The sequence below is a fragment of the Marisediminitalea oceani genome (genome assembly GCF_003731635.1).
GTDB classification, from domain to species: Bacteria; Pseudomonadota; Gammaproteobacteria; order Enterobacterales; family Alteromonadaceae; genus Alteromonas; species Alteromonas oceani.
The window spans coordinates 1-22016 of sequence record NZ_RCUA01000024.1; the positions used below are offsets into that span (position 1 = coordinate 1).

A 22016-nucleotide genomic window follows, 5' to 3' on the forward strand; every position below is an offset into this window, starting at 1 on the left:
ATTGGCGTTCGGCCGCAGCACATTTTGCCCTGATGAGTCCGTTCATTGTTGTAATAATCTAGCCAGTCGTCCAGATCTTTCTGCAACATTTCCAGAGAATCATAGAGCTTTTTACGGAACGTCACCTGATAAAACTCATTCAGGATGGTTTTATGGAAGCGTTCACAGATACCGTTAGTTTGCGGATGTCTCGCTTTGGTTTTGGTGTGGTCGATATCATTGATTGCCAGATATAACTGGTAATCGTGCTGTTCAACCTTGCCACAATACTCAGTACCTCGGTCAGTTAAAATCCGCAGCATGGGCAGTTCCTGAGCCTCGAAGAACGGCAATACACGGTCATTTAACACATCTGCCGACGTGATTGGTGTTTTCGTTGTGTAGAGCTTAGCGAACGCGACTTTACTGTAGGTATCAACAAACGTCTGCTGATAAATTCGGCCAACGCCTTTTAAGTTGCCTACATAGAACGTGTCCTGAGAGCCTAGATAGCCAGGGTGATGCGTTTCAATTTCACCGCAGGCTTCATCATCTTGCTTTTTCTTTTCTAGCGCTGCAACTTGGTCTTCGCTAAGGATTATGCCTTCCTTTTCAACCTTGGCTTCCAGAGCTGCGAGGCGCTTTTTAAAGTTCTCCAGGTTATGACGGAGCCAGATGGAACGAACACCACTACCAGACACGAATATACCTTGCTTACGCAGTTCATTACTGGTTCTGGCTTGGCCGTGTGCCGGAAACTCTACTGCGTAATTAATAACGGATTGCTCCGTTTGTTCATCCACGCGATTCTTGAGATTTGGGGTTCGTCTGGACTGACTAATTAGCGCATCAACGCCGCCGTCCTCAACGAGTTCCTGATAACGATAAAACGTTTCTCGAGAAACGCCCATGATTTTACAGGCTTTAGATACATTGCCTAGTTCTTCGGCCAGATTGAGTAAACCTGCTTTGTGTTTAATGATTGGATTGTTAGTATGCAACATGAGAGTTACCTTTGGGTTTGTTTAATAAAGATTCGACACCTTTATCAAACCGGGTAACTCTCATCTTTTCAAGTAGATGTGTCAGATCTGGTCGGAACTAATTCACGTTAGACTTCCAACGTAACGGCTTTAACCCTGCCTTTGTATACTGCAGTTTATCATTCACAGTAGACTCCAGACTTAAAATCTCATCTACATTTACTACGGTGAAAACCGCAACACTTCTTCCCTAAAACGACCATAGACTGAAATTGTAGCGATTGTAGGTACTATTTCGTTAACACCATCACCTGGGCATTGCGCTATACCGTTTTCTATTAACTTAATGTCTTCAATCTTGGATTTATCTGAATAGGCCTGTCTGTTCGGTGCAGCATTAGAAGATTTTATCGTGTTCGGCTTCTCAGCCTTTATAGAGTTTATCTTAACGACAGCTGCAGGGACATCGCATTTCAACCGAGAGGCAAAATCAAACAAATCAGGTTGAGCTGGCATGATTAATGTCGCTGTATGATCGTTATATTGGGTTTCTATTCTTAATATCCGACCGAGAACTTGCCTGAAGTGAAGTTCAGTACAGATACGACTCAAATGGCAACAGACCTGTAGGCGAGGGATATCAGTTCCCTCAGTGACCATGCCTACCGAAATCAGCCATTTTTGAGTGCCGGATTTATAGTTTGCAATAGTGTCTTGACTGTTTTTGTCCTCACTAGTTACCAATACCGGGGACTCGCCTGTCGCTTTTTCTAGCAGGTTATATATTCCTTTTGCATGAGAGATAGAAGACGCAATGATTAAACCGCCAGCATCTGGCTTGTCTCGTCGATATCTGTTTAGTGCAGTGACTGATAAGTCTAGCATGTGCTTAAGGAACTCTTTATCATTAAGCACCATTTGATAGGATAATGCGTTATCTGTCAGAAGTGCAGATAATGAGGAATGGTAGCGATCTCCTTTTCGTGAGTCGGTTGATTTCCAATTATCATTATCCACCATTAATATCGTCGGTACTCGGCATACGCCATCCTTTATCGCTTCTCTCAATCCGTACTCAAAATGCATCTTCGGTTTAAGATCACTGTTATAGGATAATGTCGTTACCATTGCGCCATCTGTTCTCCAGGGCGTCCCAGAAAGCGATAAGATAAAAATATCTTTTTTTGAATCAATCAGTTTGATTAATGGCTTTGACCAAGCTGTAGCGTTATCTAATTCTTGCCCGCCACAATGATGAATTTCATCGACGACTATCGCCAGTCTATATTTTTGCCAACGTTGTATAACGTTTTCAGCGATATTTGCAAGGCTTTGAAATGTGAGTGAGATTCCGACTGATCCAAAGAGGCCATCCATTGGGCGATTCAACACTTGCTCAAACGTTTTTCGAGATCCTTCCTTAACAGCCAGTGAGGGGGAAAGACAAATAACATAATCTATCATGTCATTATCAAACATGGCCTTGATGGTTGCCGCCGCAAAGATGGTTTTTCCAGAGCCGGGAGTCGCTGAACAACCAAACTGACGATATCCCAGGAGAAAGTGGGTGAGGGCCAGATCACGACATGCTTCTTGCCAATACCTTAATATCATGAGTGTGTAGCCAATAAAGTTTCCAACGCCTTTATCTTGCCTAATGTGCGGACATTATCTTCTCTTAAATCATGCAGCTTACTGTCAATACGGCTCGCCATCTCAGGAAATTCCTTTCTCAAACTTTCTAACTCTTCCGTCGCTCCCAGGCTTATTAAAATGTCCTTTTGGCGTGCCTGAAGTCTTTTTTGGATCTCTGATGCGTAATTATAGAGTGGTGAAACATCCTTAGAGCCAGATTGTTCAGTGCCTCTTTCACCCAATAGCTTTTCCGTTGCCATGTAATGTGCAACGTTGTATTCAGTCCCGTTCAACTCAATTAACAAACCATGTTTGACAAATGTCCGCATAAAACTATGCGCCCAGCGTCTAACTTCATTTTTAGTTCTGTTAGTCGAAAATAATTCGAGGTAACGATCACGCAACATCGTTACACGAAAAGGGGTTTCACCAAAAGAGGATATGGCCTTAACCAAATCAGGATGAGGTGTAAATTGACGCATAATGTTACCTTTTTACTGCAAAGGGAATTTTTAATTGCGGATTATAGTCCGTGGCTTGTTAAGCGGCAAGTAGAGATATTACTGACTTTTAAGTGGGTCAGTTTATGTCACATTTATCCCTTGCGTTGGGACGTAATATTCGTAAATCACGCAAATCTGTTGGGTTATCGCAAGAGGCGTTTGCGTTAAAGGCGAAAGTTGATAGAAGTTATATGGGTCGCATTGAGCGCGGCGAAACGAACATCACTGTTGAAATGTTGTTTCAACTTGCAGACGTGCTTGGTGTCGGGCCAGAGGTGTTGTTGCCCAGAACTAACGAGGTGGATGAGTCGCCTCCTAAGCGTTGAATTGTTAGGCTGACCAATGAGCGATACCGCGTCTCAGTGAGCTTAAAGCTAATATCAAGTCGGCAAACGCTATTAAGGCACAATGTCAATGGCTTCAAGAATCGATTGAGGAACTGAACAAAGCGTATTCTGTTAACATACAGAGCGCAGACATCCTAAAAACTGCTCTGCAGAACCTGAAACTAACAACAGCAACGTGGTTAAAGAATGTAAAGCCATACATACTGAGAAAAATCGTCTCGAAGGACAGTGCCAGAGTCAACATGACTTGATTGATCAAATAGCGAGCTAATAACGTTTATATGCCTTGGATAGGGGCGTTTACTTATCTTAGCAATAGATATTCATCACCACGATAGTCCCTTCTTATCAACATACTGTAAATATACTCAGTTAATAGGTTGAAAAATATTCTATTATCACCATTATAGTGTTAGCGCTAAAACAAAACACAAGAAAAACGATGGAACAGCAATTTAATATATTGTCACTCAGTGGTGGGGGAATTCGTGGGGTATTCACCGCCTCGGTGCTCGCGCAATTAGAATCCTATATTATCGAAGAAAAAGGCCTGACTGGCACAGTAGCCGAAGAGTATTCTATTGCGCAACACTTCGACATGATCTGTGGCACCTCTATTGGCGGGATCATTGCGTTGAGCTTGGCTAGTGGGCTCACAGCGCGTGAGGTTGCGCAAACGATGTTGACGCACCGTCTCACTATCTTTCCAAAGAAAATGAGCTGGCTGAGATTGTTTCACCCTCTCTATAAAGCGCAATCCCTTAAAGCCGTTTTGGATACCTTATTTCAAACAAAAAGAATAGGGGAGTTAGAGAAATATGTGCTTGTGCCAGCTATCAGTCTGACCAATGGGCAAATCAGAGCTTTTAAAACACCGCATCACCCGCATTTGCGAACCGATTACAAATTATCTCTTGTTGACGTAGCACTGGCCACCAGTGCAGCTCCTACTTATTTTCCTGTACATCAAATTGAGAGTGAGCGATTTGTTGATGGCGGACTAGCCGCCAACTCTCCTGTCCTTATGGGATTGATGGAGGCGAAATACTACCTTGGGCTTCCACTATCAGATGTGTATGTCATGCAGGTAGGCACTATGGGAAGTAAACGTACGAGTGACCACTCTGAAAAACGTACAGGTGGCTATTTGAAGACATGGGAGATGGGTAAGGGGATTATCGAGTTAGCCATGTCAACGACCGAAACGTTGCATAATTTTTTGGCCGGTAAGATTATAGAAGATAGCAATCGATTGCTGAACATTGATGAAGTGCCTGGAGAGAAAAAATCCAGTATTTTGACGCTCGACAATGCCAGTGATCAAGCCATTGAAATTCTCCGTGCCAGTGCCCACAAGGTTGCGATGGAGCAGGTTAATGCGCCAAATTTCAAGTATTTTATAAATCATACAGCAAAGCGGCCAACCTTTTATCATGGCCCTAAAAAGACAAAAGAGGGCTGACCGTGAACCCAAAATATATCGTTAAAAAGCTGCTCAAGAATAATCAAACAGAGCCTGCGTTTAAAGACAGACTCGATGTGCCAGATGAGACTGATAAATACATGCTCACTTGCAGAAAGATTATCCGAGATAAACTGCGAAGTGACTTTTCACTACACCGTGAAAATGCGACAGCCAATGGAAAAGTCGAAGAGAAGTATATTAAGAGTTTGACCCCTAAGTTTTTCACTCAGGGCAGTCACGCCTATAAAACACAAAATCTTCCCTGTTATCCCAATCAGGAAATCGATTTGGATGACGGCGTTTATTTTCCAATGACGTTTGTTGAAAACAATCCCGCAGCGAACAAATCAATACTTATAGCATTAGTCCGCGAATCCTTATCAGAGATATCACAACTCCAAAGTTGGCCATTGTCCGAGAAAAAGATGTGTTTTCGGCTGCAAATAGAAAAACAAATCCATATCGATATCCCTGTATATGCAATCCCGGATGATAAATATGCTCTGCTGACCGAAGCTAGATCGGCAGCCCTTAATTTTGCTTACAAAGACGAACTAGTTCCTTACCAAAGGTTGGACCCCACACAAGTTTATTTAGCGTTGTTGGATGATAATGCCCCGTGGCAACAATCAGATCCAAAACAGCTTCACGACTGGTTCACTGCCCAAACAAAACGCTATCCATTTTTACGCAATGTCTGTCGATACCTCAAAGCCTGGCGTGATTTCGAATGGCAAGAAGGCGGACCTTCATCAATCATGTTAATGGTTGCGGCGGCAAAGGCATTAGAGCAGTTTGCTAAAACACCAGAGAGCGAATGTGAAGCATTGTTGGTCGTGACCCAAACATTACCGGAAATATTTGGTGGAGACATCAATAACCCTATAGACGAGAATGAAAACATGTTTCCGTCGCGATGTAAGAACAGCGCTGAAGTAGATGATATAAAGACGCGCATTACTTCTCTGTCAATACGCTATACTCAGGCAGTATGTACATCACCAACAAAACAATCCGCTGTGGATCTGTTAATTACTCTGTTAGGGCAGCGTCTACCTAATCGCGAAGACTGGGTAACGGAAAAAACCACCCCGGCAGCTATTCGTAAAAAGCCTGTTGTCGCTGCAACGGCCATTACACCATCTGCAGCTCGGTCACACGTTTCAGGTTAATGGCGAAAGATACATTAGCCAGATACTGTCAGGCAATGAAAGATTTAGGTGTTGAACCAGTCTCAACGCCTGCAGTGGGCTATCGTTATGAACTAACTGAATCAGGCCACGCGTTTTCGTTTCTCATTCACGAACCAGATGCTTCATTTTTACACGCTCCTAAGGTCACAATCTTAAGTAAACCAAAGATAAAAGGCGTAAAACAAACCCATGTCGTGGAAGGGGATACCTTGTGTTACTTTGACGACAATGCTTATTATTTTGATGCTGAACATCCCGAAAAAGCTGCGTCAGATATCATTGGCTTCATTAACCTGACTATCAAACGTATGATATCGCCAGAGCTTGCATTAGAGGATTTCAATAATGAGTTTGATGCCTACTGGCGACCAGAACGTTACGTGTATTTGATTGGCAGTGAACAAGTACGATATTTTGCTACATATAAGCGATGGTCACCAATAACCCAGCGTGAATCTTCAGAATCACTGCTTCATGAAGGGGAAGATAGTTCCACTTTTCAAGCCTGGGCAGGAAAACGGGGTTACACTAGAATCGAGCAAAACGCGGTTGAGAATGTTGTTGCATTGACCTTAAAAAATTCGCCTGTTAAAGCACAGATTGAAGGAGCTTTTTCTTGGCCGATATCATCATGGCAGGCGTTTATAACTTGGAGTCAATCACAAGGTAACAGCTTTGTAGCTTCACTGCTGGAGAAAGTGGCGAACATTGCGCTTCGAACTAACGACATTACAATAGTGCTCAATTACAACAATGCAAATGGTTTAATTCATTATTTTGCTGTAAGGATCCTCTTTAAACGGGGCATCCGTGAGACTGCCAAACGCGACCAACGGGCTCGTGTCTCTGCAAAAAAATCGAGACAAAAAGGCAGAAAACTGAAAGATATTATTGGGATGTTCTCTGCGCAGCAGGCCAAATCATTTGAACGGATTGGAATTCTCAATGCTTCGCCACGATTTGTGATTGCCCGCAATACCTTACAAAAGGAATTATCTGGCTTAAAAATCGCCGTTGTGGGTTGTGGTACTCTGGGTGGGTTCATATCAAATACACTAGTCAAACTTGGCGCAGGAACAGGTGAGGGTGGTAAACTTATCTTCAGTGATGGGGATTGGTTAAAACCTGAAAACTTAGGTCGCCATGTGCTTGATGCAACCTATGTCGGCGAGCTTAAATCGACTGCTCTTCAGCATTTTTTACAAAACAGCGTCTACTGGCCGCTACAGTGTGAGGTATGGCCGTCATTGGATGAAGTGTATAGCAAACGATTGTTAGCCCATTGTGATGTAGTCATTGATGCTGTCGGTAATATTCCGTTGTCTAAATTGCTTTCTTCTATTTACCATTGTTCAACCTTTTCAGAGAAGACTATCCTTCTGCATGGCTGGGTAGACTCAGATGGCGGAGCCATTAGGTGCTTGCTGGATGATAAAACGGGTGGATGCTTTCATTGTTTGCGTGTTGAAGGAAAAGAACGATTTCCAATTTTCAAAAACCAAGACGAAGGTAACACTAATACTCGATTAGCGATGAGTTGCGGCCAGAGCTTTACACCTTACGCGGCGAGTGTCTCAATGGCCGGGGCAGCGTTGATTGTGAATACACTATTGGACAATTTAAATAACAAAAGCTCACCTCGGTTACGTCAGTACAAAGTAAGCTCTAGTGCGCCAGACCTAAAATGGCAAAATTTGAAGCCATTAGATAACTGCAGTGTGTGCAGACGCTGATGCGCGATTGTATATTTACCTTGCCCAATGGCCGTTTCTTAGTTGTACCGTCTAACCTGATTAGAACACTCGAGCAGTATCGACAGCTTCAGCCCTCAAGCAAAGAGCAGGGCGGCATGTTGTTAGGGGTATTTAGGGCTGACGATGAAGAGCAATTCTCTTTAGAAAATCCGCCTTGCATTGAAGTGCTTTCCATTACCGAGCCCTGTGACCAGGATCACGCGACGCGTTTTCGATTCGTAAGACAATGTGAACATCATTTAAATAAGATGAAAAAAGCAGCCCAAATGTATAAAGAGTTAGTATACATTGGGGAGTGGCACACACATCCGGAGGATAACCCTTCGCCCTCGACCATCGACTTGAATAGTTGGCAAAAAGCATTCAAAAACAAAATTGCCATTGTGGTTATTATCGGAAGAGTGACGAATTGGTGGGGACTGTGGATGGGGGACAACATAGTGCAGATCAAAAATTTGCAATAGGGCTAGAAAAACAGAGTTAATAACTACGTTACGTCAGCAAAGTAAAGTGCTAGTTAAGTTAAGTACTAACTTAATCCAACTAATTTCGATGTTGAAAATAGTGATTTTCAGGGTCGTTTGCAGTTAATCGATTTGGAAAAGCCTCACTACGATTGAGATAGCGCATTGCAGACTGAATGTCTTTCCAGCCCACATACTGCATCAATTCATGTAAAGACCATCCTTGCTGGTTAGCCCAATGAGCAAATCCACGCCGCAAAGAGTGGCTACTGAACTCCTTGTAATTTGGAATGTTTGATTGAAATAAAACTCGACGGAGTATTGCCGGAATGCTGCCGGCACTGACGCCGTTTTGATTTAGCTTGCCCCATCTGTCAATCTTACGAAATACAGGTCCATTAGCCATTTCTATCTGCGCTGCAAACTCTGAAATAGCGTTAACGGGGCATAATGTTTGAAGTGCCGGCACTTCAAAGTACATTCCTTGGTTATGACGGTCGGTTTTGGACTGCCTCACATAACCACGAAGACAAACATTATCGATGATGTCCAAATCCTCAAACATTAACCTGGACAATTCGTCACTCCGGAACCCTCGCCAAAACCCCAATAACACCAGGGCTTTGTCCCGGTAGGCGCGTAGTACACTGGCATTGTTCTCAGAAGCGCAAATTTGTGCGTCCAACGATGCAGTAATCTGTTGCAAATGCTCTATTTGTAATGGATGAGCCTGTTTTGGCTTTTTATTATGAACTGCCTGGATCCCTCGCATGATTTTGCGAACGTGTACAGAAGAGCAGGGGTCTGAAAACCCTTGCGTTTTATGCCATTGGCTGAGCGCAGCCAGTCGTGTCTTTAGTGTACTAGGGGCTAAGTCATTGGCATACGTCACCAGATAGCGTCCGATATTCTCAGGCGTCGTGGGTAACTTTCCGCCCCAATGCACCTCAAAGTGTTCGACTGCCGAGCGATACGTTTTACGCGTGTTATCCCGGGTAGCCGCATTGATATACCGAGAAATTCGCTCAGCGATTTCCTGCTCGTTTGCTTCATTGTGTTGAGAGAGTGATTTCGTCACGACGTGATGACTCCGTCCGGTCAGTACAGTTCTAAAGAATGAGAATAGGGGATATTCACCAGTCAAGATAGCATAATTGTGATTATCGCTTGTTTATATTTCCCTATTTTGATTTCGAATGCTTCAAACATTATACTGTATATACATATTACGTAATACAGTACATTATCATGGCGCGAACCGGCGTGACGCTGACAAACGTTAAACAAGCCACAGAGGCCATCATTGCGCGCGGTAACAGTGTGTCGATCGACGCTGTGCGCGCAGAGCTCGGGCATACGGGCTCAAAGAGCACTATTCATAAGCATTTGAAACGCTTAACCGAAGGGGGCGCAAATGCGCCGGTAGAAGTCTTACTGTCTGAAGAATTACAGCAGCTTGTAAGCCACGTTGCGGCGCGATTAAAAAAGGAGACGCATGCCACGTTGGTTGAACGTGAAAGTAGGTTTAAAAAGTCACTTGACGAGCAGGCGGCTTGCGCAGTCGCACTATCGGAGCAAAACGATACGTTGCAGGCTCAGATTGCGCGAGCTAACAATGACATCGCTGAATTGACTCAATATGTGACTGACATCACAGCGGCGCGCGATACAGCACTTCGCGAGTGTGATCGTTACGAACAACGGCTCGCATCAATGACACAGGAAATCCAGTTACTGACAACGCATAATCAATCATTAGAGGACAAGCACGTGGATGCGCGTGCGGCGCTTGAGCATTATCGTGCGTCTGTCGCGTCTCAGCGTGAGCGCGAAACCCATCATTTTGAAAGTACGATCGCACAACTCAATCATCAACAACACGCGTTGACGCAAGAGCTGGCCGGCTTAACCGGCACCAACCAAGAGCAAAAACTTACACTGGCGCGATTGGAGGTTACATTGTCTCAGGCGCTTAACGATCACAAAGCATTGGCAGAGCAGAACCGCTTTTTGGAAGAGGCACTCGCGCAATCCCGCAGTAACAATCAGCGTCTTGAACAAACCGTCGAGAGGTTAGAGCACGCATCCGATCTGCTTCGCGATGATCTGTCCTCTTCGACTGACGCTCTGAATACACAAACGATTGCACTTAATGAAACTCGCCAACAATTAGTGGCAGCTGACGCGACGGTAAACACACAAGCGCATCTGATCGCAGAATACATGCACCAAACAAACAAAACGGTGAAAAAAACGAAGAAGTTAAGCGTAAACGATGATACGCCGCAATGATAATGCTGTTGATGCGTAAACGACACAAGATGTTATGTAGCGAACGATAAACATACCACCTTATCAAATGAACAATGTCTCACCAGGTGAGCACATCGACCGTCTGCTTTTCTTATGACATTGCTGTGCTCAAGATCCAATCCCTACCGTTGTTCATGACGCTACCGGTGCTGGGGCGCTGCGCAGCATAGCCTATGCGTCCCATGGCATCGTCATGATTTGCCGGCTGAAGATCAGGCATTTCTTACACTCTCAGTGCCTTTCAAAATTGTAATTATCATGTAATCCCACCGCCATGTAGGTCATGGCGGATTTTGTCAGTATTGGCCAGTGTCTGCGCGTATTTTGCGCAGCACGGTAGTCTCTTAGCCCTCCTACATCTGTAACAACCGGTTTGGGTTCTCAAGAGATTTTTCAAACAACACGACATAGACATAAAATCAGGGAAACACATGACTAACACTAAATCAAAGGCGACAAGTTTGGGGTTTGCAAAGACTCTTTTGTCTGCTTCCATCGCAGTGGCTATTTCACCCACGCTGGTTGCACAAGAGCAGGCCGGCACCACTGAGGCGGATGTAGAAAAAATCGCAGTGGTCGGTACGCGTTCAGCGCCACGCTCGATAGGAGATTCTGCGGTACCTGTTGACATTATCAGCGCAGAAGAATTTAAAAGTACGGGGTCCACCGACATCACGACAATGATGCAAGCCGCCGTGCCATCCTTTAATGTTAACGGCGGTTTCTATTATTTAAAAGGCGTGTATACCTTTTAATCCAACTGGCGTCTCGAATTAACACTCGCGTGTGTTCGAGGCGTCAGCTACTCAATGGAAATACGACCGTGAACGTCGTTGCCTGCTCATCTGATCCCACTTGTATATGTGCACCATTAACTTCAAGAACAGATCTCGCAATGGTTAATCCTAATCCAGCGCCTTGCCCGTCACGTTTCCGAGATGGATCCGCGCGGTAGAAACGATCGAAAAGGCGAGAAAGTTGAATGTCAGGGATCTTATTACCTGGGTTTGAAATCGATATCAATGCTTCGTTATCCTGTATTTGAGTAGATACGGTTACTTCTGCATTATCGGGAGTGTACCGAATGGCATTAGATAACAAGTTGCTCAGTGCTTGTCGAAACATCGATTTGTCGCACATTAACGTTATTTTGTGACCAATAAGTTGAATGCTGATGTGCTTCTCTTCGGCCAAGAGCTCAAAGTATTCGATTAATTCACCGATTTCTTTCTGACAGTCTATCCGCTCAGCGTTGGGTTTGATCAAGCCATGCTCCGTTTGTGCTAGTAACAACATGTCACTGACCATTTTCGACATTCGCTCGTACTCTTCCAAGTTAGAATATAAAATGTCAGTGTATTCATTAGTCGAGCGTGGCTGATTGAGTATGACTTGGGTCTGTGTAGTCAGGTTGGTGATAGGTGTTCTTAGTTCATGAGCTATGTCAGCGGAAAAATGGGACAGCTGCTCAAACCCGCTTTCAAGTCTCTCAATCATCGCATTAAAGGACTCCACCAGATTAGCAAGCTCCACTGGGACTTCGGTGGGTTCCAACCTGATATCTAATTTATCCGCGGTGATGGAACCGATTTTGCGACTGAGACGTCGTAAGGGGGAGTGACCACGATAAACAGCAAACCGCGCGGCTAAGATCGTAATAGCCCCAGACAATACAATGATCCCCCACAATGTTGTCTCGAAGTCTTCCATATAGTTCATATGAAATTCCATGTTCGAGGCAACGATGACTTGATAATGTGTTTGGCTGTTGCCGTCTTCAATACGCACGGTTATTTCCGTTGCCCGTAACATATGTTCGCCGTCGAAAAAGAGGCTTAACATGGATGGCGTTATTTGTTCTATTTCATACGTATCCCCAGGGTATTTTTCTAGCACCGCGCTCTCACTGCTAAAAATAACTTCGTTGTCTTTATTTTTAACTAAATAATAGACACCGTGATGCCCAGAGACAGCTTGGAATAATATGCTAGACGGTGCGACCCCTTCATTATACGCTGTATTAAGCTTGCGTTTCACGGCTAGAAACACCTCATTCAGCTCATCTGCATCCTGCTCTTCAAAATGCTGAGCAATCGATTGCTGCACCATAAGACTTATAAACGTTAGGCACACAAAGATAGTGAGCCCAACAAGTATAGTGACCCGAAAGGCGAGAGAGCTTGGTCGCTTTGATAGATCCTTAAGATTCATTACTGCACATTTTATATCCCATCCCTCGCACAGTCTGAATGAGCTTTGGTGAAAAGTCATCATCGATTTTTGCTCGAAGACGGCGAATGGCGACATCAATCACATTGGTATCGCTATCAAAATTCATATCCCATACTTGCGAAGCAATAAGAGAACGCGGCAATACCTCGCCTTGGCGTCTCACCATTAATTCTAATAAGGTGAACTCTTTAGTTGTCAGGTTTATTGTGCGCCCACTTCGCGTGGCAATACGCGAAGGAATGTCGAGCTCCAAATCGGCTATGTGTAAAATATTATTGGGCACGGACGTGCCGCGGCGGATCAACGTACGCACACGCGCTAGCAGCTCAGCAAATGCAAACGGCTTCACTAAGTAATCATCTGCGCCGAGCTCTAAACCTTTAACACGGTCATTCACATGATCACGAGCAGTAAGAAAAAGAACCGGTGTATGATTGTTAGACTCTCGTAACGATGACAATATTTTCCAACCATCGATATCAGGCAGCATGACGTCTAAGATGATCAACTCATATTCACCGAGCATGGCTTTGTGATGGCCATCGAGGCCGGTCCGAACTAACTCAACAACAAAGCCCGATTCGGCAAGGCCTTGTTTGATGTAGTCTCCAGTTTTTGTTTCGTCTTCAACGACTAATATTTTCATGCGATGTTCCGCCCGTGTTACTTATGATAAGCCCGCTTACAATATTAATGTACCTAACGAAACCGTGAAACGAAATACCTACTATGTAGGTCGCTTTGTAATTTCGCTAATGTCCCGTAATCTTAATGCTGAGCGCTATCAAGATGTTAGCCCTTAGGTCGCTGATTATGCAATGAAATCCTTGCCTTTGATCTATGATAATCCGTCTAATTGCATTTATTACCGAATTGTAATGTAGGGGTAATCTGGTTGTCAGGCGAGGGTGCTAACATCAGCAACAATTAATAAACAGTCATTGACTGCTGTTTGTCAAACACCAAGGAACGACGAGACCGTGAAAAGCGCCTTCATTCACTTAATTATTGTGATTGCATTGCTCAGTGTGCAAATGAGTGAGTCATTTGCATTCGCGCAAATGCCATGCAGTGACGAAATGGCAGCGGAGATGGATCTCGGATTTCACGATTTGCACAGCGTTCATGACATGATGAAACACTCGCAAAGCGATGATATGAATGATTGTTGTCAGCAAGATTGCTGTTGTCCAATGGCGATGTTTCATATTGGTCTTCTCTCTAGCCAAACTCATTCGTCACCCGAAGGCGTGTCGCTGAGTATTCAGTCTCTTAACCCAAACCTAAACCAAATCTTTTTAGGTGGATTGCAGCGCCCTCCGAAACACTCTCTCATTTAAGCAGTATAAGTCCGTCTAGAATCCGGGCAATGATATCGCTTGTTAGTCGAATGTTCGTAGCAAGCCATTTATTTAAACAATAGAAATGAGAAAGTAATTATGTCAATTATTACGCATCGCTCGATGTGGATAGCGTTGGTGTTTGCACTGTTTTTATCAGCATGTACCGACTCAATACAGATAAATAATGATTCGGATGCAGTTGCTGAATCCCCGGTAGCTTCCTTAACAGTCTACAAAAGCCGTTCTTGTAAGTGTTGCCAAAAGTGGGTGAACCACATTGAAGAGCACGGGTTCGACACGGACGTATCCAATGTTACATTAATGTCTCGAATTAAAGACAAATATGGTGTTGCGCCTAATTACCGTTCGTGTCATACGGCATTGTCCCCAGACGGTTTTGTTTTTGAAGGTCACATTCCAGCAAAATTCATTCAGCAATTTTTAGACAATATACCTGAAGGCGCCATCGGACTCAGTGTGCCGGCTATGCCAATTGGGTCACCTGGTATGGAAGTCGGTGATCAATTTCGTCCTTATCTTATTCTGCAACTCAATGACGATGGCAGCGCAACCACTTATGCCGAAGTTAATACCTATGAGGAGCAATTCTAATGAGACGCTTTTCATTTCATGTCATTGTACTAATGACGCTTTTGAATACTGGGCTCGCCCAAAGTCAAACCAAGTCGGTATTGACATTGGAGCAGGCTGTTGAAATCGCGATTAACAACGATCCTTGGCTTGTAGGCAGTGAGTATCGCGAGCAAGCCATTGTTTCAAGTAGCGTGGCAGCCGCTAGTTTGCCGGACCCGGTAGTTAATATTGGTTTAGCGAACTTACCAACAGATGGATTCGCATTCGATCAAGAACCCATGACGCAACTTAAGGCAGGGGTTTCACAGATGTTCCCCAGAGGGGATTCGTTAGATATTCGTTCTCGTCAATTAAGAGAGCAAGCCGCCGAGCACCCATTAATGCGTGCTGATCGCATCGCCCGCACACGTGTGCAGGTCTCTGATATTTGGCTTGAAATTTATCGCGCGCAGCAGAGTATTAAGCTAATCCATCAAGATAGGGCATTGTTTGAGCAACTCAGTGACATTGCCAAAGCGAATTATGCGACCGCCCTTGGACGCGTGCGACAGCAAGACATCATTAGGGCAAAGTTAGAATTGACGCGGTTAGAAGACAGATTAACAAAACTACAAGCACTGGAAGAACGCGCCACAGGTAAGTTATTGGAATGGATCCTAAAAAACCAGCAGTCTGCACGCCAACTTGGCTTTGATGCATTTAGCGCGTTGCAGTTGCCTAATACATTACCTGCCATTGCAAAAATCACTGACAACACGTTGTTAATGGTAAAAAGGAAAAACCAACAACAGCTCGCGGAATTACTCGCAGATCACCCTTATATTTTATCCATTAATCAACGTATCAGAGCGAGTCAAACCGGGGTTGAGTTAGCTAAAGAAAAATACAAACCCCAATGGGGCGTAAATGCCAGTTACGCTTTTCGCGATGATACCCCGGCAGGTGCAAGTCGAGCTGATTTCTTGTCAGTCGGTGTTAGTTTTGATTTACCTATTTTTACTGAAAACCGTCAAGACAAAGAAGTCTCTGCAGCCGTAAATCAATCAGAAGCCATAAAGACTGACAAGTTACTCGCACTGCGCGAAATGATGTCTGCCATCCAGTCGTTATACGCTGAGCGAGAACGTTTAACTGACAGGCAATCGTTATACAACGACGAGTTATTAGCACAAATGCAAGAACAAGCAGATGCGTCCTTGAATGCCTACACCAATGATGACGGCGATTTCGCCGAAGTTGCTCGCGCGCGTATCGCGGATTTGAATGCGCGTATTGATGCATTGGATATCGATGTGGATCTCGTCAGAACAAACATTCGACTTAATTATTACTTCAATACCACCGCAGGTATTTCCAAGACTCAATTCGGAGAACAATAATGAATAACACGAAAGCCATTATTTTAGGATGTGTTATCGGCGGTGCAATGACTGCGTTAGCATATACATTCCTACTTCCTTCTGATGCACCATCTAACGCAGCAGGGCAAAGCACAGAACCCCAGCCACTCTATTGGGTGGCACCGATGGATCCCAATTACCGTCGTGATGAACCGGGTAAATCTCCGATGGGAATGGATCTCGTCCCCGTTTATGAGGAGAGCACGGGAGGTAATGAAGGTCCGGGAACCATTAGCATATCACCCAATGTAGTTAATAATTTAGGGGTAAGAACAGCATCGGTTCAACGCCGCTCGCTGCATGTCCCTATTCGTACGGTTGGCTATGTGCAATACAATGAAGACACCTTGATACATATCCACCCACGCGTTGAAGGTTGGGTAGATACACTGCATGTGAAAGCCTCGGGTGAGTATGTCAAAAAAGGCGAACCATTGTATTCGCTCTATTCCCCTGAATTGGTCAATGCGCAAGAAGAGCTGCTGCTCGCGATGCGCCGCGGGAGCGACGATTTGATCAGTGCTGCTCGCTCGCGATTAGATGCGTTGCAAATGCCAAATGAAGCGATTCAGTCCTTAATGTCGAGCAAAAAAGTTCGTCAAACGATCACTTTTTCGGCACCGCAAACCGGGTTTGTTGACAATTTAAATATTCGCGAAGGATTCTTTATCAAGCCAGGCAATACCCTCCTATCCATTGGTGCGTTGGATGAGGTGTGGGTTGATGCTGAAATCTTTGAACGGCAATCCGCGCAAGTCACTGTCGGACTTCCCGTCACAATGACGTTGGATTTTTTACCCGGCAAAACATGGGAGGGTGAGGTTGATTACGTCTACCCCACACTTGAACAGAGCACTCGAACGCTGCGGGTTCGGTTACGCTTTAAAAATGCCGATTACGCGCTTAAGCCGAACATGTTTGCCCAGATCACAATACATTCAGAATTTGACTCTGACAACGTTCTTGTACCATCAGAAGCGGTTATCAGAACCGGCACGCAAGATCGTGTTGTCTTGGCGTTGGGTGACGGGCAATTCAAGTCCATTGCCGTAGATGTAGGTCGAGTGGTAGAGGACTACACTGAGATTACTACAGGTCTCATCGACGGGGATCAGATTGTCACCTCGGCACACTTTTTACTCGATTCAGAAAGCAGTATCAGTTCAGATTTTAAACGGATGGAAGCACCTGGTGCACTCCCGTCGTCGGTTTTTACCGAAGCCACCATCACCGATGTTATGCCCTCACATAACATGATAACAGTGAACCATGGCGCCATCAGTGAATGGGATTGGCCAGAAATGACAATGGATTTTACTGTCGCTAACCACGTAGACCTAACGCGTTTGCGGCAAGGTATGGGGGCGCATATTGAAATTAGTAAAGAAAACGATGGTCAGTATGTGGTAACGACGGTGCATATCATTGACGACAATGCTGATACACAGACGATAAATGGACGCACTATATGGACTGAAGCAACGATTAATTCGGTTATGCCCTCACACAAAATGCTAAATCTTGACCACGGAGCAATTGAAGCGTGGGATTGGCCCGCGATGACAATGGATTTCTTTGTTGCTGACACTATCGATTTATCACAGTTGAAAGCTGGTATGGATTTGCATATTGAAATCACCAAAACCGGTGATAGCGACTATCTGGTAACAACCATCCATGTAAAATCAGCAGAACCAAGTTCAGCGCAAAGCGCAATGGTGACAGGCACCATTAATGCCATCAATACGCAGTCTCGTGTAGTCAATATTTCACGTGAAGCGATCCCAAAGTGGGATAGGCCTGCGGCAACTCTTGACTTTACCTTGAGCGACGATATCGATATCAGCCAATTTACGGTCGGTGCTGACATTACATTTACGTTTGAGATCACTGACGGCAACTTTAGGATCCTGAGCATTCAGTCTGAAAGCCAAGATGCTTCGATGGATCATAGCAACCATGGAGGAGCACACGAATGATCGCTGCTATTATTCGATGGTCAGTTTCCAACCGCTTCTTCGTATTACTGGCGACCTTAATTATTATCGGCGGTGGTTTATTCACGATAAAGAATACACCAATTGATGCATTGCCCGACCTATCTGATGTCCAGGTCATCATTAAGACGAGTTACCCTGGACAAGCACCTCAGGTGGTTGAAGATCAGGTGACTTATCCGCTTACAACAGCGATGTTGTCGGTACCAGGCGCTAAAACAGTCAGGGGTTATTCTTTCTTTGGCGACTCATATGTCTACATCATTTTTGATGACAGCACGGATCTATATTGGGCCCGAAGCCGCGTATTAGAATACCTGTCTCAAGTTGCTCCCAATTTGCCTGAAAATGCTCGGCCACAATTAGGCCCAGATGCAACGGGTGTGGGTTGGGTTTACTTGTATGCATTGGTTGACCGCACAGGCAAAAACGACATATCACAACTACGTAGTCTGCAGGATTGGTTTCTCAAGTACGAACTGCAAACCGTTCCCGGTGTCTCTGAGGTTTCTGCGTTAGGCGGTATGGTAAAGCAATATCAAGTTAAAGTTGATCCTGAAAAACTGCGGGCTTATGGGATCCCGCTATCGCATATTCAAACGGCCATCAAAAGAGGCAACAAAGAAGTTGGCGCATCTGTTATTGAAATGGCTGAGGCTGAATATATGGTCAGGGCGACAGGGTATATTTCAAGCAAACAAGATATCGAAACGATCCCTCTCGGCGTGAATGAAAATGGTACGCCGCTGTTGGTTAGGGATATCGCGGATGTGCAATTAGGCCCTCAAATGCGCAGGGGGGTCGCTGAGCTGAATGGCGAGGGAGAAACCGTAGGCGGCATCGTTGTAATGCGATTTGGGGAAAATGCTCAAACAACCATAAACGGAGTCAAAGCTAAACTAGAAGACCTTAAAAAAGGATTGCCGGATGGTGTCGAAATCGTCACGGTTTACGATCGCTCAGCTTTGATTGAACGGGCGGTAGATAACTTGGCCTCCAAACTGGTAGAAGAGTTTATCGTCGTTGCCCTAGTGTGTATCGCGTTCTTATTTCATGTACGCTCTTCGTTGGTCGCAATTATAAGTATTCCTGTCGGAATCATCACGGCAATCATCGTGATGTATATGCAAGGTATCAATGCGAACATCATGTCCTTGGGGGGGATCGCTATTGCTATTGGTGCAATGAGCGATGGGGCCATTGTCATGATCGAAAATATGCATAAGCATATGGAGCGAACCCCCCTGACGAAAGAAAATCGATGGCAGGTCGTCATGGATTCAGCGTCTGAAGTCGGACCTGCGCTGTTTTTCAGTTTGTTGATCATCACCGTTAGTTTCGTACCAGTGTTTACGCTAGAAGCGCAAGAGGGCAGGATGTTCTCGCCGCTTGCATTCACCAAAACATATGCGATGGCCGCTTCCGCAGCGCTTGCTATCACCTTGGTGCCAGTTTTGATGGGGTACTTTGTGCGCGGTAAAGTACTTGCGGAGCATAAGAATCCTGTAAATCGGTTCTTGACGTTTTTATACATGCCAACACTGAAAACGGTATTACGTTTTCCCAAGTTGACCATGCTGGTCGCCGTTATAGTACTGGGAATTGGGCTTTGGCCAATTGATAAGATCGGTAGCGAATTTATCCCGCCGCTTGATGAAGGTGACTTAATGTATATGCCGACGACTTATGCCGGTATTTCGATAGGTAAAGCACGCGAGTTATTGCAACAAACCAATAAACTGATCAAGACCGTTCCTGAGGTCGAAACGGTGTTTGGCAAGGTCGGCCGAGCCGATACGGCAACCGATCCTGCGCCATTAACAATGATAGAAACGTTTATACAATTAAAACCTCAAGATCAATGGCGTGAAGGCATGACTACCCAAGATCTGATCAAAGAATTTGATGCTGTGGTTAATTTGCCGGGGTTAACGAACGCATGGGTTATGCCAATTAAAACGCGGATTGATATGTTGGCTACCGGTATTAAGACCCCCGTTGGCATCAAGATTGGAGGTCCAGATCTCATGGAAATTCAAAAGATTGGTCAACAAATTGAAACGATACTTTCAGATGTTGAGGGCACGGCATCCGTTTATTCAGAGCGCGTTGCCGGCGGGCGTTATGTCAAAGTCGATATCCAACGTGAACGGGCCGCTCGCTATGGTCTCAACATAGCAGACGTTCAACAAGTTGTTTCTAGTGCCATTGGAGGAATGAATGTTACACAGAGCGTCGAAGGATTAGAGCGCTACCCAGTGAATATTCGATATCCACAATCATATCGCTCATCACCTGAATCATTGTCATTGTTGCCTATTGTCACACCACAAGGCAAACGCATTGCGTTGGCTGATGTCGCGGATGTGTATATTGAAGATGGTCCCCCAGGCATTAAAAGTGAAAATGCACGCCTTAATGGCTGGGTGTATGTGGATATTGATGGCGTAGACATTGGCTCTTATGTCGTCGCGGCGCAGCAGGTCGTCAGTGAGGAGCTGGTATTGCCTGCAGGATACTCCATAACGTGGTCGGGACAATATGAATATATGATGCGGGCAAAAGAAAAATTAACCTATGTAGTGCCATTGACTTTAGCTATTATCGTGATCTTGTTATACCTCAACTTCCGCAATTTTATTGAAGTAGCGATCATCATGGGAACGTTGCCTTTATCGATGGTCGGTAGTATTTGGCTTATGTACTTAGAGGGGTATAACTTTTCAGTGGCAGTGGGCGTTGGCTTCATTGCATTGGCCGGGGTCGCTGTCGAGATTGGCGTCATTATGCTGGTGTACTTGAATCATGAGTACCAGGCGTTAATCGACAAATGCAAAATGGACGGTATCAAACCCACCGTAGGAATGCTAACCGAAGCCGTATTGCATGGCGCGGGTTTGCGTGTCCGGCCAGTCATGATGACGACCGCAACCATTATATTCGGACTATTACCGGTACTTTATGGCTCAGGTACGGGGTCTGAAGTGATGAGTCGTATCGCTGCGCCCATGGTGGGCGGGATGGTCAGTGCGATTTTATTGACGCTACTTATTTTACCAGCCATTTATTTAATATGGCGAAAACAGCAGCTCAAAACGATGAGTAATTGGTAGTTATGCGTCGCCTTGCTCGTCGGTTACACCGATACCTACTGTTGATTGTCGGTGTGCAGATGCTCCTCTGGTCAGTGAGTGGACTCTACATGGTCTGGTTTGATATCCACTATATTCAAGGCGATCATTTCATGAAAAGCTCGCCCGCGCTTTCATCATTGTCAACGGTAAACGTTGGCTTTGATGAGATAGTCGCTCGCTACCCTGATGCTAAGTCAATCGTTTTGGGCAGTGTGGGGGAGATGCCGGTTTACCGATTAACCCTCACCAGTAAGACTCACCTGATCAGCGGCTTATCTGGAGACATCATCCAACCGTTGTCAGACAAACAAGCCGCCGCCATCGCAATGTCCAGGTCAAGTCGGTCGTATGAGGTCGACAATGTGACCTTGCTGGGTGAAAACGAAGAGGATAGTCCGGTTGGGCAACGAGGACGTCCATTATGGCGAGTTGAATTTAAAGGCGCACTTGCGCCAACATTTTACGTCAGTCAAGACACAGGTACGGTTGAATATATTCGACATGCCCCTTGGCAAGTATTTGATTGGTTATGGCGCCTCCATATTATGGATTACCAAGACGGTGAAGACGTTAGTAATACACTATTAGTGAGCATGACTATCATAGGGCTGTTGGCCGCATTAGCAGGCTTGCTATTGCTGCCTTATTCCTTTTCGTCATCGCGAAAGGCAGCTGACTGA

19 protein-coding genes are annotated in these 22016 nt (G+C 45.0%); 13 read left to right on the forward strand and 6 right to left on the reverse strand.

Features of this window, described 5'->3' with window-relative positions; genetic code table 11:
* From D9T21_RS08780 to D9T21_RS08790, 3 genes are all read right to left on the reverse strand, one after another.
* A partial coding sequence (locus D9T21_RS08780) for an IS481 family transposase (protein WP_123324634.1) occupies nucleotides 1-983 on the reverse strand: 983 nt, incomplete at its 3' end.
* 201 nt (nucleotides 984-1184) lie between these two features.
* Nucleotides 1185-2576, reverse strand: a complete 1392-nt coding sequence (locus tag D9T21_RS08785) for a DEAD/DEAH box helicase (protein ID WP_123324635.1) — start codon at nucleotides 2574-2576, stop codon at nucleotides 1185-1187.
* A complete protein-coding gene (locus D9T21_RS08790) occupies nucleotides 2573-3079 on the reverse strand; it encodes a hypothetical protein (RefSeq protein ID WP_123324636.1) in 507 nt (168 codons plus the stop codon). Before D9T21_RS08790 ends, D9T21_RS08785 begins: the two co-directional genes overlap by 4 nt.
* A 104-nt stretch (nucleotides 3080-3183) precedes the next feature.
* Here D9T21_RS08790 and D9T21_RS08795 point away from each other — a divergent pair, with 104 nt between their 5' ends.
* The 5 genes from D9T21_RS08795 (at nucleotide 3184) to D9T21_RS08815 (ending at nucleotide 8323) form a co-directional block, all read left to right on the forward strand.
* The gene (locus D9T21_RS08795; protein WP_123324665.1) at nucleotides 3184-3426 is read left to right on the forward strand and encodes a helix-turn-helix domain-containing protein; all 243 of its coding nucleotides are present in this window, start codon (nucleotides 3184-3186) and stop codon (nucleotides 3424-3426) included.
* 463 nt (nucleotides 3427-3889) lie between these two features.
* Nucleotides 3890-4909 (forward strand): CBASS cGAMP-activated phospholipase, encoded by a 1020-nt coding sequence (locus tag D9T21_RS08800; RefSeq protein WP_123324637.1) that lies wholly within the window; start codon nucleotides 3890-3892, stop codon nucleotides 4907-4909.
* A 2-nt stretch (nucleotides 4910-4911) separates the two neighbouring features.
* Nucleotides 4912-6084, forward strand: a complete 1173-nt coding sequence (locus D9T21_RS08805; protein ID WP_123324638.1) for a CBASS cGAMP synthase — start codon at nucleotides 4912-4914, stop codon at nucleotides 6082-6084.
* A complete protein-coding gene (locus D9T21_RS08810) occupies nucleotides 6084-7838 on the forward strand; it encodes a ThiF family adenylyltransferase (protein ID WP_123324639.1) in 1755 nt (584 codons plus the stop codon). Before D9T21_RS08805 ends, D9T21_RS08810 begins: the two co-directional genes overlap by 1 nt.
* Nucleotides 7838-8323 carry a Mov34/MPN/PAD-1 family protein gene (locus tag D9T21_RS08815; RefSeq protein ID WP_123324640.1) on the forward strand — a complete coding sequence of 162 codons (486 nt, stop codon included), beginning with the start codon at nucleotides 7838-7840 and terminating at the stop codon, nucleotides 8321-8323. Before D9T21_RS08810 ends, D9T21_RS08815 begins: the two co-directional genes overlap by 1 nt.
* A 79-nt stretch (nucleotides 8324-8402) precedes the next feature.
* Here D9T21_RS08815 and D9T21_RS08820 read toward each other — a convergent pair whose 3' ends face one another.
* Nucleotides 8403-9401: a tyrosine-type recombinase/integrase gene (locus D9T21_RS08820; RefSeq protein WP_123324641.1), complete on the reverse strand. Its 999-nt coding sequence runs from the start codon at nucleotides 9399-9401 to the stop codon at nucleotides 8403-8405.
* Between the two features lie 170 nt (nucleotides 9402-9571).
* On the opposite strand from D9T21_RS08820, the gene D9T21_RS08825 reads away from it, so the two are divergent.
* Both D9T21_RS08825 and D9T21_RS08830 read left to right on the forward strand, forming a co-directional pair.
* The gene (locus tag D9T21_RS08825; RefSeq protein ID WP_123324642.1) at nucleotides 9572-10615 is read left to right on the forward strand and encodes a DNA-binding protein; all 1044 of its coding nucleotides are present in this window, start codon (nucleotides 9572-9574) and stop codon (nucleotides 10613-10615) included.
* Nucleotides 10616-11067: 452 nt separating this feature from the next.
* Nucleotides 11068-11391: a hypothetical protein gene (locus D9T21_RS08830; protein WP_206427251.1), complete on the forward strand. Its 324-nt coding sequence runs from the start codon at nucleotides 11068-11070 to the stop codon at nucleotides 11389-11391.
* Between the two features lie 43 nt (nucleotides 11392-11434).
* Here the strand turns inward: D9T21_RS08830 and D9T21_RS08835 are convergent, their stop codons facing one another.
* Together D9T21_RS08835 and D9T21_RS08840 are read right to left on the reverse strand one after the other, a co-directional pair.
* Complete coding sequence (locus tag D9T21_RS08835; protein ID WP_123324643.1) at nucleotides 11435-12847, reverse strand: heavy metal sensor histidine kinase; 1413 nt, start codon at nucleotides 12845-12847, stop codon at nucleotides 11435-11437.
* Nucleotides 12837-13514, reverse strand: a complete 678-nt coding sequence (locus D9T21_RS08840; protein ID WP_071978925.1) for a heavy metal response regulator transcription factor — start codon at nucleotides 13512-13514, stop codon at nucleotides 12837-12839. Before D9T21_RS08840 ends, D9T21_RS08835 begins: the two co-directional genes overlap by 11 nt.
* Before the next feature lie 334 nt (nucleotides 13515-13848).
* Here D9T21_RS08840 and D9T21_RS08845 point away from each other — a divergent pair, with 334 nt between their 5' ends.
* The 6 genes from D9T21_RS08845 to D9T21_RS08870 all read left to right on the forward strand — a co-directional run bounded on the left by D9T21_RS08845 (nucleotide 13849) and on the right by D9T21_RS08870 (nucleotide 22016).
* Nucleotides 13849-14208, forward strand: coding sequence for a hypothetical protein (locus tag D9T21_RS08845; protein WP_123324644.1), 360 nt, complete (start codon nucleotides 13849-13851; stop codon nucleotides 14206-14208).
* Between the two features lie 99 nt (nucleotides 14209-14307).
* A complete protein-coding gene (locus D9T21_RS08850) occupies nucleotides 14308-14823 on the forward strand; it encodes a DUF411 domain-containing protein (protein ID WP_123324645.1) in 516 nt (171 codons plus the stop codon).
* Nucleotides 14823-16184, forward strand: a complete 1362-nt coding sequence (locus D9T21_RS08855; protein ID WP_123324646.1) for a TolC family protein — start codon at nucleotides 14823-14825, stop codon at nucleotides 16182-16184. Before D9T21_RS08850 ends, D9T21_RS08855 begins: the two co-directional genes overlap by 1 nt.
* Nucleotides 16184-18184 (forward strand): efflux RND transporter periplasmic adaptor subunit, encoded by a 2001-nt coding sequence (locus D9T21_RS08860; protein ID WP_123324647.1) that lies wholly within the window; start codon nucleotides 16184-16186, stop codon nucleotides 18182-18184. The genes D9T21_RS08855 and D9T21_RS08860 overlap by 1 nt, the downstream gene beginning before the upstream one ends.
* Nucleotides 18181-21315: an efflux RND transporter permease subunit gene (locus D9T21_RS08865; RefSeq protein ID WP_123324648.1), complete on the forward strand. Its 3135-nt coding sequence runs from the start codon at nucleotides 18181-18183 to the stop codon at nucleotides 21313-21315. The genes D9T21_RS08860 and D9T21_RS08865 overlap by 4 nt, the downstream gene beginning before the upstream one ends.
* A gap of 89 nt (nucleotides 21316-21404) precedes the next feature.
* A complete protein-coding gene (locus tag D9T21_RS08870) occupies nucleotides 21405-22016 on the forward strand; it encodes a peptidase (RefSeq protein ID WP_241155670.1) in 612 nt (203 codons plus the stop codon).

What these genes read in the sequence shown, in the direction of transcription:
- D9T21_RS08860 (WP_123324647.1), top strand. Translation starts at nt 16,184, where the DNA reads ATGAATAACACGAAAGCCATTATTTTAGGATGTGTTATCGGCGGTGCA.
- D9T21_RS08795 (WP_123324665.1), top strand. Translation starts at nt 3,184, where the DNA reads ATGTCACATTTATCCCTTGCGTTGGGACGTAATATTCGTAAATCACGC.
- D9T21_RS08850 (WP_123324645.1), top strand. Translation starts at nt 14,308, where the DNA reads ATGTCAATTATTACGCATCGCTCGATGTGGATAGCGTTGGTGTTTGCA.
- D9T21_RS08815 (WP_123324640.1), top strand. Translation starts at nt 7,838, where the DNA reads ATGCGCGATTGTATATTTACCTTGCCCAATGGCCGTTTCTTAGTTGTA.
- D9T21_RS08800 (WP_123324637.1), top strand. Translation starts at nt 3,890, where the DNA reads ATGGAACAGCAATTTAATATATTGTCACTCAGTGGTGGGGGAATTCGT.
- D9T21_RS08870 (WP_241155670.1), top strand. Translation starts at nt 21,405, where the DNA reads ATGGTCTGGTTTGATATCCACTATATTCAAGGCGATCATTTCATGAAA.
- D9T21_RS08785 (WP_123324635.1), bottom strand. Translation starts at nt 2,576, where the DNA reads ATGATATTAAGGTATTGGCAAGAAGCATGTCGTGATCTGGCCCTCACC.
- D9T21_RS08810 (WP_123324639.1), top strand. Translation starts at nt 6,084, where the DNA reads ATGGCGAAAGATACATTAGCCAGATACTGTCAGGCAATGAAAGATTTA.
- D9T21_RS08840 (WP_071978925.1), bottom strand. Translation starts at nt 13,514, where the DNA reads ATGAAAATATTAGTCGTTGAAGACGAAACAAAAACTGGAGACTACATC.
- D9T21_RS08865 (WP_123324648.1), top strand. Translation starts at nt 18,181, where the DNA reads ATGATCGCTGCTATTATTCGATGGTCAGTTTCCAACCGCTTCTTCGTA.
- D9T21_RS08825 (WP_123324642.1), top strand. Translation starts at nt 9,572, where the DNA reads ATGGCGCGAACCGGCGTGACGCTGACAAACGTTAAACAAGCCACAGAG.
- D9T21_RS08790 (WP_123324636.1), bottom strand. Translation starts at nt 3,079, where the DNA reads ATGCGTCAATTTACACCTCATCCTGATTTGGTTAAGGCCATATCCTCT.
- D9T21_RS08835 (WP_123324643.1), bottom strand. Translation starts at nt 12,847, where the DNA reads ATGAATCTTAAGGATCTATCAAAGCGACCAAGCTCTCTCGCCTTTCGG.
- D9T21_RS08830 (WP_206427251.1), top strand. Translation starts at nt 11,068, where the DNA reads ATGACTAACACTAAATCAAAGGCGACAAGTTTGGGGTTTGCAAAGACT.
- D9T21_RS08855 (WP_123324646.1), top strand. Translation starts at nt 14,823, where the DNA reads ATGAGACGCTTTTCATTTCATGTCATTGTACTAATGACGCTTTTGAAT.